The organism is Arthrobacter sp. Bz4 (assembly GCF_003075455.1).
GTDB lineage: Bacteria > Actinomycetota > Actinomycetes > Actinomycetales > Micrococcaceae > Arthrobacter_D.
Genome location: NZ_QDAE01000003.1, coordinates 212145 through 224234 on the forward strand (window position 1 = coordinate 212145; position 12090 = coordinate 224234).

Below are 12090 nucleotides of genomic sequence, written 5' to 3' on the forward strand. Positions count from 1 at the left end.
GGCCGCGGGGAAGCCCGTCCTCACGGCCGGAGCCTGTGGTTCCCATTGGGACCGTCGGGGTGGTGGGATAGGGGTATGAGAATTCTGATTTCCGGTGCATCCGGAACCATTGGCAAGGCCTTCATCAAACAGCTGGAACCGGGAAAACATCAGGTGAAACGGCTCGTCCGCCGGGCCCCGTCGGGGCCTGACGAAGTCCAGTGGGATCCTGTGGCCGGAGGCCTCGATCCGGCGATCATGGATGCCACCGATGCAGTGGTCAACCTATCGGGCGCGGGCATCGCCGGGGCGCCGTGGACGAGGAGTTACAAGGAAACGCTGTACTCCTCACGGCTGACCGCGACCCGCACCCTGGTCGAGAGCATGCGTCGGGCAGATTCACCGCCGACAGTATTCCTCAGCCAGTCGGCGTCTGGCTACTACGGCAACCGGGGGTCCGAGGTTTTGCCGGAGAGCGCAGCCTCGGGTGATTTGCTGCTCTCTGACATCTGTCGGCGGTGGGAAGCTGAGGCACTCCGGGCGCCCTCGTCGGTACGTACTGTCCTCATGCGAACCGGTGTGGTGATGTCCACCAGCGGCGGCGCGCTGCCCAAGTTGCTGGTCCCGCTGCGATTTTTTGTGGGCGGGCCGTTGGGATCGGGAAACCAGTGGTGGCCGTGGGTGACCCTTGATGATCAGGTTCGAGCGATGGCGTTCCTCCTTGAGGCTGAGGTCAGCGGACCGGTCAACATCTCCTCGCCTTCCCCCGCGACGCTGACCGACCTGACCGAGGCTCTCGGTGCTGCGTTGAACCGGCCCACCCGCTTCAGGGTTCCTGAGTGGGTCCTGACCGCGGTCCTTGGCCAGCTGGCCAAGGAGTTGTTACTGCCAAGCGCACGGCTTGACCCCACAGTGCTCAAGAATGCGGGATTCAAATTCCGGCACAGTTCATTGGACGACCTGGCCCGATGGGTTCGCGAGTCCCGATAACCGAGCCGGAACAACACCAACAAACAACGGGCGGCGCCCCGGGTTCTAGGGCTCGTGGACGGCGGAAATCCGCCAGTGATCGGGTCCTCGCTGAAGAACGAAGACCAGTTGCTGGGTCACTGGCGAGGTCTCGGTCCGGTGCACATCTCCACTGGGGGTGACCTCGTCGAAGCCAGAGGTGGTGGCCGTGGCGGCGACCGCAACAACCTGGCCGCCAGGACCGGCACTGTCAGTCGCCACGGCGGCGCCCGATGACAGTTCGACCGGTGTGAGGTCTGTCAGTTCAATCGTGAGCCCGGACAGGGTGTGTCCGCGGTCCCTCAGTTCCAGCACTGCTTCCTCGTCGGCGGCCATGGCTGGCGATGAGGGCACATTGACCAGCTTCAGGAGTTCGGCGTCGGCAGTCTCAAAGGCTTGTTCCCTGAGCCGGGACAGGAGAGGCAGGACCGTCAGGGGATCGGCGTCGGCGAGTGTAGTGGACGCAACGGCCGCGGTGGGGGCCGCCGCGGTGGAGCGGGTTGTCTCCTGCGATGGTGGGATCTCTGCCGTGGCGGCTGTCTCACCCTGGGCAGGCGGAGTGCTGGAAGGGCCGCTGCCATCCAGCGCGCCCGGGGCCTCTCCCCCGATTCCCAGCAGCGTGCCTGCGAACAGTGCACCGCAGACGGAGAGCACAATCATGCTCAGGGCGGTAACCGCCAGTCCGACTAGCCGGCCCGGACGGCGGGTCCGATGGGTTGCTGGCCGGCGATCGGAGGGCTGATGTTCGCCCGACTGGTGATCGCCAGGCCGACGTTTTGCGGGCCGGTGTTTGCCTGCCGACCGGCGCCGTCCCGTTGGCGGGTTGGCTGAACCAGTAGTGGACCTGCGCGTCCTGAGATGCGGCAACACATCCGGGTGGACGGCTGCCACCAGATCAAGCGGCTCGGCCTGCGCCGTGCGCTGCACGGCCCGGGCAAATTCGCTGGCGGTGGGTCTCTCCCCCGGTTCTCCTTCCAGGCCCCAGTTGATGAGGTCCATGAGGTCCTCGGGCGCTTCCGGCACCAGCAGGGAAAGCGGCGGCCGTTGGATCGCCGGCCCCGGAACCCGCCCAGTCAGGGCGAACCAGCCGACAGCGGCAAGCGCATAGATGTCAGCCTCGGTATTCAGCCCGTCAGGGTCCTGAGGCGTCTCCTGGAAGCCTGGTGTGCCGCCCGCACGATGTCTGGCTTCCCCCAGCAGCCGACCGACCCCGAAGTCAGCCAACAGCGGTTTGCCCACTTCCGTAAACAGGATGTTGCCGGGCGCTACGTCCCCATGGACGGCTCCCAGGCCGTGCAGGAACGCCAGCACCTGCGCCAGCGGGGTCAGCACCGTGACAACCTCCCCCGGAGGAAGAGGGCCTCTCACGGAGACGAGGTTCAGCAACGACCCTCCGGCGGCGTATTCCATCCGGAGGCCCATCCCCTGGTCAGTGTGGATCACTTCATGGAGGGTCACCAAATGCTCATGCGGGAACCGGGCAAGGAACCGCTCCTCGCCACTCACAGCATCGGATCGCAGGGGATCAGCGCAGGCCGGGCCAAGAACCTTCAACGCGAAGAACTCTCCGGAGTCGTTCCGAATCAGCCAGACGTTCGCGCTGCCGCCGCGACCCAGCAGACGCTCACACTGGTAACCCGTAAGCAGCGGCGGGGTGGAAATCGGTTCCTCCCCGCCACCCCTGCCGGTGCGGCTGCTGTCCATGCACCAGTTGTAGCGGATCCCGGAAAACCTCGCAGAAGTTATCCACAGCAGCCCCGTGGCATGCATCAATGTCAGCGATGTCCCCGCGCAGGTCTACCCTTAACCCCATGACACTTCAATATTCGCGTGTTGGACTGGATCCGGAATTCGTTGACTATGAGGCTGGCTGGGATTTGCAGCGGAAGCTCCACGCCGGTGTGGTGGCAGGAACAGCACCGAGCACAGTCCTCTTGCTGGAACACAGTGCTGTGTATACGGCAGGGCGGCGCACCGAGGACCAGGAGCGACCGTTTGATGGGACGCCGGTGGTACCGGTCGATCGAGGCGGGAAACTCACCTGGCATGGCCCCGGCCAACTGGTGGGCTATCCCATCCTGGCTTTGCCGGAACCCACCAGGGTGACCGGCTACGTGGCCATTCTTGAAGACGTGATCATCGCGGTCCTGAAAGATTTCGGGATCAACGGGATCCGCATCGACGGCAGGTCAGGAGTGTGGGTCGCCGCCGATGACACCCGTCCGGACCGCAAGATTGCCGCCATCGGGATTCGCATTAACCGCCGGGTCACCATGCATGGGTTCGCGGTGAACTGCAGCAACGACCTCGCACCCTTCGCCCAGATTGTGCCGTGCGGAATTTCCGACGCTGGCGTGACCACAATCTCCGCTGAAACCGGCTACAGGGTGACCCCAGCGGACATCGTTTCGCGGATTGAAGACGAACTGCGCAAGAATGAACTATTACTGGTTGCCGAGGCGGCAGAAGATTTCCGCCCGTCAAGCACAGCCAACCCAGCCGGTCTGATCCGGCCGGAAGGAGCATGACCCGTGAGTCTGGCCCCCGAAGGACGCCGCCTTCTCCGCATTGAGGCGAGAAACGCCGAGACCCCGGTGGAGCGTAAACCCGACTGGATCAAAGCGAAGGTGAACATCGGCCCCGAGTTTGTGGCGATGAAGAACCTGGTGAAGAAGGAAGGCCTCCACACCGTGTGCGAGGAGGCGGGCTGTCCCAACATCTTCGAATGCTGGGAAGACCGCGAAGCCACCTTCCTGATCGGCGGTTCGGAGTGTACCCGTCGCTGTGACTTCTGCCAGATCGATACCGGCAAGCCGCAACCGCTGGACCGGAGCGAGCCGTTCAAGGTGGCCCAGTCCGTTCAGTCAATGAATCTGCGCTACGCCACCGTGACCGGCGTCGCCCGCGATGATCTTGAGGACGAGGGTGTCTGGCTTTACGCCGAGACTATTCGCCAGATCCACAGCATGAACCCCGGCACCGGCGTCGAGATCCTCATTCCAGATTTCTCGGGCAAACCTGAGCACATTCAGGCGATCTGCGATGCTGCACCCGAGGTGTTCGCGCACAACGTCGAGACGGTCCCCCGGATCTTCAAGCGCATCAGGCCCGCGTTCCGCTACGAGCGGTCATTGGACGTCATCACCCAGGGCAGGGACCTGGGCATGGTCACCAAATCCAACCTGATCCTTGGCATGGGCGAAACCCGGCAGGAAATTTCTGGAGCCATGCAGGACCTGCACGACGCCGGCTGCGACCTGATCACGATCAACCAGTACCTGCGGCCCAGCGAACGCCACCTCCCCGTGGACCGCTGGGTGAAGCCCCAGGAATTTGTCGAACTCCGTGAGGAGGCCGAAGAGATCGGTTTCCTTGGCGTCATGAGCGGACCGTTAGTCCGGTCCTCCTACCGTGCCGGCCGACTCTGGGCGCGCGCCATGCGCAAGAAGGGCCTGGAACTGCCCGCAGCGCTGGCGCACATAGAGGATTCCGGATCGACGTTGCAGGAGGCGTCAAGCCTCGCGCCCACGGGCTAGCCCGACAGCGAGCCGCCACCCAAGGCATTGGGCCGGGGTGGTTTCGACGCGTCCAATCAGCGACCTGGATCACGTAGAATTGAAGCATTATGGCCAACAGCACTGAATCAGACGGATCATCCACCCCTAAGCGACGCCTCTTTTCCCGGAAGCCGAAGCCCGAAAAGGGACCGAAGAAGACCGGGCGGATGAAGCAAATCTCCGAGGTCTTCAAGATGACCCGGCGGAATGATCCCAACGTGGTGTGGATCATGCTGCTGGCGTTCCTGTCGATCGTCGCCGTCGGTCTGGTCATCGGTTTCCTGATCCAAAACTGGATCACCATGCTGATCATCGCCATCCCGCTGGGCTTCCTCGCCGCAGTGTTCATCTTGTCCCGTCGTGCCGAGCGTGCCGCGTTCTCGCAGATCGAAGGACAGCCCGGGGCTGCCGGCGCCGCACTCAGTGTGCTTCGGCGAGGCTGGATCCTGCAGGATCAGCCCGTCGCGATGAACCCGCGGTCGCAGGATGCGGTCTTCCGCGCTATCGGCCGGCCTGGCATCGTGCTGGTTACCGAAGGTCCGACGGCTCGGGTCAAACCGCTCGCTGATGCTGAGAAGCGCAAGATGGCGCGGATCGTCCCCAACGTGAAGGTTCACGTCATCGAAGCCGGTCGCGGCGAGGGCCAGGTGCCCTTGGCCCAGGTCGCCAAGAAGGCGCAGAAACTCAAGAAGAATCTGACCAAGCAGGAAGTTCAGGCGGTCAACAAGCGGCTGACCGCCCTGGGCACCAAGCTGCCGATCCCCAAGGGCGTTGATCCGTTCAAGGCTCGTCCGGACCGCAAGGCCATGCGGGGGCGCTAGGTCCGCACGAACGCAGGATTGGTTTGAGGGTCGACCTCGCTATCGGAGAGTGTTTCTCACCGAAGCGAGGTCGGCCCTTTTAGTTGGGTAGCGTAAGGATTTCGGCGCCGTCGTCAGTGATGGCGATGGTGTGTTCGCTGTGGGCCGTCCGGCAGCCGGTGGCGCTCCGCAGCGTCCATCCATCAGGGTCGGTGACGAGGGTCGCAGTGTCCACCATGACCCACGGCTCCAACGCGAGCAGCAGCCCGGGCCGGAGCACATAGCCACGTCCTGGCCGACCCATATTGGGTACATGTGGATCCTGGTGCATCGTCGAACCGATGCCGTGTCCACCAAATTCGGTGTTGATCGGATACCCCGCATCGGTAAGGACCCGACCTATTGCGTAGGAAATGTCGCCAATCTTCACACCGGGACCCGCTGCGGCTATGCCTGCCTTCAGGGCACGTTCGGTGGCCCTGATCATCTCCACGCTCTCCGTGGGCTGAGCCTCGCCGACGATGAAGCTGATCGCCGAATCAGCGGCAATGCCGTTCTTTGATACGGCGAGGTCGAGGGTCAGCAGGTCCCCGTCCGCGAGAGCGTAATCGTGGGGCAATCCGTGAAGCACAGCGTCGTTGACCGCGGTGCAGATGTAGTGACCAAACGGCCCGCGTCCGAACGACGGCGCGTAGTCCACATAGCAGGATTCGGCACCGGCGTCGGCAATCATCGTCTTCGCCCAGTTGTCGATGTCCAACAGGTTGGTGCCGACTCTCGCCCGGCTCTTCATCGTCTGCAGGATGTTGGCGACCAACGCTCCGGCGTCTTTCGCCCGGCTCAGTTCGGCCTTGTTCAGGATCTCGATCATTCGGTGTCCTTCGTTTGAAGTCAGTGTTTATCCGGGTCAGCCTAGGAAGCCGCGCTGTCCCCTGATGCGGTGAGGAGTTCTGGTCAGATCCTGACCAGAACTGTTTGGACTGCACGGTCGTGGACTCCGCGCTGGTCGCGGTCCACGATGACGGCCGGGATCACCAGGCAGATCAGGAGGGTCCGGACCAGCGCCTTGCCGTACCCGGCCGGGCGTCCCGTGAGCGTCTGAACCTGCATGCCCATGATTCGATGCCCGATGCTGTAGCCAAAGAACCCTACGAGCAGGACCTGGGTGAGGGCGAAAATTCCCAGGGTGGCAAAACTGTTGTAGTCGAAGAAACCGTAGGAGATCAGCGACGCCAGCGCCCAGTCAATGAGCAGTGCGCCGACCCTGCGGCCGGGACGGGCGATTGATGCGGGACCGGTTTTGGGACGCCCCATCCCCTTGCCCGGCCAGTCGGTGGAACTGTCGGAGGGGGTTCCGCCGAGCCATGAGCCGATGTCGTTTCTGTCTACCACCCCTTAATCTTAACGCGTTCACACCGCGGGGCTGCGCGTCGCCGTCGTCGTCATCCAGACGCCTCATCGGACCCGCAGCGCCAAATCAGGCTAGGCTGAAAGAGCCTTTAGTCCAGACCAGCCATTAAGTAACGTGCCGGAAACAATTGCGACACCAGTGGGAAACTGCCAACTCGTACAGTTGTAATCATTGCGGCGGCGGCGCTCAATGCCACTGATCTGCGCCCGGTCGTTATCCCCCACATGCGTTAGGAGCATAAACGATGTTCAAGAATGCGGACGAAGTCCTCAAGTTCATCGCTGACGAAGACGTGAAGTTTGTCGACGTCCGATTCACCGACCTTCCCGGAGTGCAGCAGCACTTCAACGTTCCTGCGAAGACAGTCGATGCAGACTTCTTTGTGAACGGGCAGCTGTTTGACGGGTCATCGATCCGCGGCTTCCAGGGAATCGCCGAGTCGGACATGCAGCTGATACCGGACCCCACGACTGCGTTCATTGATCCCTTCCGGATGGAGAAGACGCTCGCGCTGAGCTTCTCGATTGTGAACCCTCGGACCGGCGATCCTTACCACCGTGACCCTCGCGGCGTGGCAGAACGCGCTGAGGCTTATCTGAGCTCAACCGGCATTGCGGACACCGCGTTCTTCGCCCCGGAAGCCGAGTTCTACATCTTTGACAACGTGCAGTACGAGTCCCTGCCCCAGGGCAGCTTCTACAAGGTTGACTCGATTGAGGCTCCCTGGAACAGCGGCCGCGAGGAAGAGGGCGGGAACCTTGGCAACAAGACCCCGTTCAAGGGCGGCTACTTCCCTGTCTCTCCTGTCGACAAGCAGGCTGACCTCCGCGACGCGATCTGCGTCGAACTGGACAACGCCGGCCTCGAGGTTGAGCGGTCCCACCACGAGGTAGGTGGCGCGGGCCAGGCTGAGATCAACTACAAGTTCACCACCATGACGCATGCTGCTGATGACCTGCAGAAGTTCAAGTACATCGTCAAGAACGTTTCCGATGCGTGGGGCAAATCGGCAACGTTCATGCCGAAGCCTGTCTTCGGTGACAACGGTTCGGGCATGCACTGCCACCAGTCGCTGTGGAGCGCCGGCGAGCCATTGTTCTACGACGAGCGCGGCTACGCGGGACTCTCCGACATGGCCCGCTGGTACATTGGCGGCCTGCTGAAGCACGCCTCGGCGGTACTGGCATTCACCAACCCGACGGTGAACTCCTACCGTCGCCTGGTCAAGGGCTTCGAAGCACCGGTGAACATGGTGTACTCGCAGGGCAACCGCTCGGCTGGTATCCGAATCCCGATCACGGGCTCCAACCCGAAGGCAAAGCGCATCGAGTTCCGTGCGCCGGACCCCTCGTCCAACCCGTACCTGGCCTTCGCAGCCCAGCTGATGGCTGGCCTTGACGGCATCAAGAACCGGATCGAGCCTGCTGATCCGATCGACAAGGACCTGTACGAGCTCCCCGCTGAGGAAGCCAAGGACATCCAGAAGGCTCCGGGTTCACTGGAGGAAGCTCTGCTCGCCCTTGAGGCCGACAACGAGTTCCTGCAGGCCGGCGGCGTCTTCACCCAGGACCTCATCGACACCTGGATCGAGTACAAGCGCGAATTCGAGATCATCCCGCTGTCACTGCGCCCGAACCCTTACGAGTTCGAGCTCTACTACGGCGTCTAGTCTCTAGATGGCAGAAGACCCGCACGGATCACCGTGCGGGTCTTCTTTTTGCGCTAAAGCTGCGGCGATTCAGTAGGACGCTTCATCGAGAGATGTGAGCACCATGACGGCGTCCCGCACCGCTGTGCTGACCTTCGTGGCAGCTTCGATACCGATTGCTCCGACTGCGGCGAGCAGTGATCGAACACCAGATTGCGTCATTGCACTGTGGTCCATCATCACGAGCATCCTTCCTGAAGGTTCTTTCCTGATACCAAAAGGTACCGGCTGATGCTGATGGAACTGCGCAAGCTGCCGCCGTGAATCCTGGACCGTGTCGTGGGTACGAAGGTCTAGCGCTTCCCGTACCTCTTGTGCACGGCCTGACGGGTGACCCCGAGTGCCTGGGCGATAGCCTCCCAGGACAGCCCCGCCTGACGTGCCTGCCGAACGGCCACTGTCTCGGCCCGGCCAACTTCCTGACGCAGTTCGCTGACGGCTTGCAACCGGTTGACCGGTCCGCCGTCGTCGAGCGATCCGACGAGCGTTTTCATGCGTTCCACCTCCATGATGTCAACCATAGTTGACAACTGGCTTGAATTTCTAGTGAACTCCGTCGGCTGGATGGGTAACTCCCGTCGGCAGGACCCGGAACCGGACCAGAAAAGTGCCTCAGTAGCCGTAGAAGGACCGCTCGAAGATGGCCCGGCTGCGACGGGTGAGCCGCAGGTAGTCCTCTTCCAGTAACGCACCCATCCCGGGGCCGTAACCACACCAGCGGGCCACCGCCTCCAGGTCACGGCGCGACGACGGCAACAGGTCTGATGCCTTGCCGCTCCAGATCACGTTCGCGGCCCGCACCCGGCTCGAGAGGCACCAGCTTTGACGCAGCGTGAGCACGTCGGAAGCGGACAGTAGCTCGGCAGCCTCGATCGCGTCCATTGCCGCAAGGGTCGAGGTGGTCTTCAGGGCATCATTCGCGTGAGCGTGCTGAAGTTGCAGCAGCTGCACCAGCCACTCGACGTCGCTCAGCCCTCCCCTACCGAGCTTCAGGTGCCGCGACGGGTCGGCTCCCCGCGGCAGCCGCTCCGATTCCATCCGGGCCTTGATCCGGCGAATCTCCCGCACCCCCTGGCCCGAGATGGTCTCCGGGTAGCGGATGGGGTCGATCAGTCCGGTGAATGCTGCGGCGAGGTCATCGCTTCCTGCGATGGGCAGGGCACGCAGCAGGGCCTGCGACTCCCAGACCAGCGACCACCGCCGGTAATACTCGCGGAAGGACTCGAGCGACCGCACCATCGGACCCTGTTTCCCCTCGGGGCGCAGGTCGGCGTCGATTTCCAGGACCCGCTCCGCCTGGATTGCCGGAGAGCAGGGCTGCTGCAGCAGCGCCGACAGTTGGCTGACGATCCGCTCCGCCTGCCCCTGAGCCGCCGCCTCGCTCGCCCCCTGACGGGCACGGTGCACGTACATCACGTCGGCGTCCGACCCGTAGGTGATCTCACGGCCACCCTGCCGCCCCATTGCCACGACGACGACGTCGGTCAGCGGCTCCTCGTTCGCTAAGACAGCACCCTCTGCGACATGCAGCGCGCCGAGGATCGCTGCCCGGTCAGTCGCGGACAAGGCGGCCCCTACCGCGGCCTGATCCAGCAGCCCTGAGCTGTCGGCGATGGCGATGCGAAGCAGTTCCCGGCGGCGGATCAACCGGATCAGCCGCATCGCTTCGCGGGGTTCGGGGTGCCGGGACATTTTTGACTGGATTTCTGTCCACTGGGCTTCAAACCCGACCGGGATCAGGTCCTTGTCGTTGCCGAGCCACTTGGTGGATTCCGGTGACACTTCCAGCAGGTCGGCGATGAACCGGCTACTGGAGAGGATGTGGCATAGCCGTTCAGCAGCCGCCTTGGAATCACGGAGCATGCCAAGGTACCAGTGGGTCTGGCCGAGGCCCTCGCTGAGCCGCCGGAAGGCCAGCAGGCCCGCGTCGGGGTCCACCCCATCGGCCAGCCAGCCGAGGAGGACCGGCAGCAGGTTGCGTTGCAGCGCCGACCGCCGGCTCAGACCCGAGGTGAGTGCCTCGATGTGACGCATCGCGACTTTGGGGTCCAGGTAGCCCAGGGCGGCGAGCCGCGCCCGGGCTGCCTCGGGGGTCAGCTTGACCTCGTCGATGCTGAGATTCGCGGCAGTGTTCAGCAGCGGACGGTAAAAGATGTTCTCGTGCAGGCCCCGCACGAGGCGCTTGGTCTGCTGCCACTGTTCAATCAGGGCTGCCGCGGCCGGGCGGGTGGTGCTTTGGGCGCCCTGGGATGACATGGCGAGGGCCCGTCGCGACGCGTCGTCCTCGGGCATCAGGTGCGTGCGGCGCATATTGACGAGCTGGATCCGGTGCTCGAGCACCCGCAGGTAGCGGTACGACTCGTCGAACGCCCTGGCGTAGGTCCTACCGATATAGCCTGCGGCGCTGAGCGCGGCGATGGCCGAGGTCGTGTCACGGATCCGGATCGACTCGTCGGCCTTGCCATGCACCAGCTGGAGCAGCTGGACGGTGAATTCGACGTCCCGGAGGCCGCCGGGGCCGAGCTTGAGCTGACGCTCCGCCTCATGGGACGGGATGTTGTCGGTGACCCGGCGGCGCATGGCCTGCACCGAGTCGACGAAGCCTTCACGCTCCGAGGAGTTCCAGACCAGCGGCGCGACTGACTCCTCGTAGCGACGCCCCAGATCGGCGTCGCCAGCGATGGTCCGGGCCTTCAGCAGTGCCTGGAACTCCCAACTCTGGGCCCACCGGGCGTAGTAGGACAGGTGGGAATCGAGGGTCCTCACCAGTGGGCCTTCGCGCCCCTCGGGCCGCAGGTTGGCGTCCACCTCCCACAGCCCGGGCTCAATCCCGCTTGACGTAATAGCCCGGGAAATTCCGGAGGCCAGCGACGTCCCAATCCGGACGGCAAGCTCCTCGGCGAGGTCTGGTGCCTCAATCACGTAGATGACGTCGACGTCGGAAATGTAGTTCAGCTCTCCCGCACCACACTTGCCCATCCCCATTACCGCGAGGCGCACCGATGCTATGTCAGCGGCCGAGAAGCTGTCAGCCAGTTCCGCCCGTGCAACAGCCAGCGCTGCCTCAACCGCGGCGGCTGCCAGATCGGCCAGCTCCTTGCCGACGGTCGGCAGATAGTCCACCGGCGACGCCGAGCACAGGTCCCTGACCGCCAGTTCCACCAGGTGACGGCGGTAGCGTGCCCGCAGCAGCGCGTACGATTCCTTGCCACCCCCGGCCGCGACGGGGGTGCCCGACGACGGATCGGCGCCGACCGACTCGAGCAGCGAAGACCGCAACCGTTCCGCTGACACCCCGCCGGGATTCCGGCTAGGGCTGACCTTGACGGTGTCCAGGTGCTCGGGTCGCCGCATCAGGAATTCGGCAAGGGCCTCCGAGGCGCCGAGCAACCTGAACAGCGGTTCGCTGCCCACACCGCCGTCGGCCACCACGGCCGCAAGATCAGGTTGTACCGCCAGGAGCCGGACCAGGGATTGCAGCGCCAGATCGGGGTTGGCTGAGCGCGCCAACCCGCCGAACAGCGCTGCCTCCGGAATGTCCCGCAATTCGGGCGCGTCCAGAAAGCGGGAGCTTTTTTCGAGGTCGGTGAAACCCCGGCTGATGAGTTGGCGGTTGAGGCTCATGGC

General features: G+C 63.8%; 11 protein-coding genes. 5 read left to right on the forward strand and 6 right to left on the reverse strand.

Annotated features, from left to right (window positions below; genetic code table 11):
- The first annotated feature begins 75 nt into the window (after positions 1-75).
- A complete protein-coding gene (locus DDA93_RS04180; RefSeq protein WP_116778122.1) occupies positions 76-969 on the forward strand; it encodes a TIGR01777 family oxidoreductase in 894 nt (297 codons plus the stop codon).
- 45 nt (positions 970-1014) lie between these two features.
- Here the strand turns inward: DDA93_RS04180 and DDA93_RS04185 are convergent, their stop codons facing one another.
- Entirely contained in the window at positions 1015-2691 is a 1677-nt protein-coding gene (locus tag DDA93_RS04185; protein WP_024477351.1) for a serine/threonine-protein kinase, read from the reverse strand.
- A gap of 107 nt (positions 2692-2798) precedes the next feature.
- Between DDA93_RS04185 and lipB the strand changes: the two genes are divergently transcribed.
- The 3 genes from lipB to DDA93_RS04200 all read left to right on the forward strand — a co-directional run bounded on the left by lipB (position 2799) and on the right by DDA93_RS04200 (position 5365).
- Positions 2799-3515, forward strand: a complete 717-nt coding sequence (lipB, locus tag DDA93_RS04190; protein ID WP_019483247.1) for a lipoyl(octanoyl) transferase LipB — start codon at positions 2799-2801, stop codon at positions 3513-3515.
- A 3-nt stretch (positions 3516-3518) separates the two neighbouring features.
- The gene (gene lipA / locus DDA93_RS04195) at positions 3519-4523 is read left to right on the forward strand and encodes a lipoyl synthase (RefSeq protein ID WP_019483248.1); all 1005 of its coding nucleotides are present in this window, start codon (positions 3519-3521) and stop codon (positions 4521-4523) included.
- 89 nt (positions 4524-4612) lie between these two features.
- Positions 4613-5365, forward strand: coding sequence for a DUF4191 domain-containing protein (locus DDA93_RS04200; RefSeq protein ID WP_019483249.1), 753 nt, complete (start codon positions 4613-4615; stop codon positions 5363-5365).
- 79 nt (positions 5366-5444) lie between these two features.
- Here the strand turns inward: DDA93_RS04200 and map are convergent, their stop codons facing one another.
- Positions 5445-6215 (reverse strand): type I methionyl aminopeptidase, encoded by a 771-nt coding sequence (map, locus tag DDA93_RS04205; RefSeq protein WP_024477352.1) that lies wholly within the window; start codon positions 6213-6215, stop codon positions 5445-5447.
- 83 nt (positions 6216-6298) lie between these two features.
- Positions 6299-6736 (reverse strand): RDD family protein, encoded by a 438-nt coding sequence (locus DDA93_RS04210; RefSeq protein WP_019483251.1) that lies wholly within the window; start codon positions 6734-6736, stop codon positions 6299-6301.
- A gap of 263 nt (positions 6737-6999) precedes the next feature.
- Between DDA93_RS04210 and glnA the strand changes: the two genes are divergently transcribed.
- Positions 7000-8424 (forward strand): type I glutamate--ammonia ligase, encoded by a 1425-nt coding sequence (gene glnA / locus DDA93_RS04215; RefSeq protein ID WP_019483252.1) that lies wholly within the window; start codon positions 7000-7002, stop codon positions 8422-8424.
- Positions 8425-8493: 69 nt separating this feature from the next.
- Here the strand turns inward: glnA and DDA93_RS16970 are convergent, their stop codons facing one another.
- The 3 genes from DDA93_RS16970 to DDA93_RS04225 form a co-directional block, all read right to left on the reverse strand.
- Complete coding sequence (locus DDA93_RS16970; protein WP_279325259.1) at positions 8494-8625, reverse strand: hypothetical protein; 132 nt, start codon at positions 8623-8625, stop codon at positions 8494-8496.
- 131 nt (positions 8626-8756) lie between these two features.
- On the reverse strand, positions 8757-8957 hold the full coding sequence (locus DDA93_RS04220; protein WP_237742172.1) for an AsnC family protein: 201 nt from the start codon (positions 8955-8957) through the stop codon (positions 8757-8759).
- A gap of 118 nt (positions 8958-9075) precedes the next feature.
- Positions 9076-12087, reverse strand: a complete 3012-nt coding sequence (locus DDA93_RS04225; protein ID WP_116778123.1) for a bifunctional [glutamine synthetase] adenylyltransferase/[glutamine synthetase]-adenylyl-L-tyrosine phosphorylase — start codon at positions 12085-12087, stop codon at positions 9076-9078.
- Positions 12088-12090: the final 3 nt, after the last annotated feature.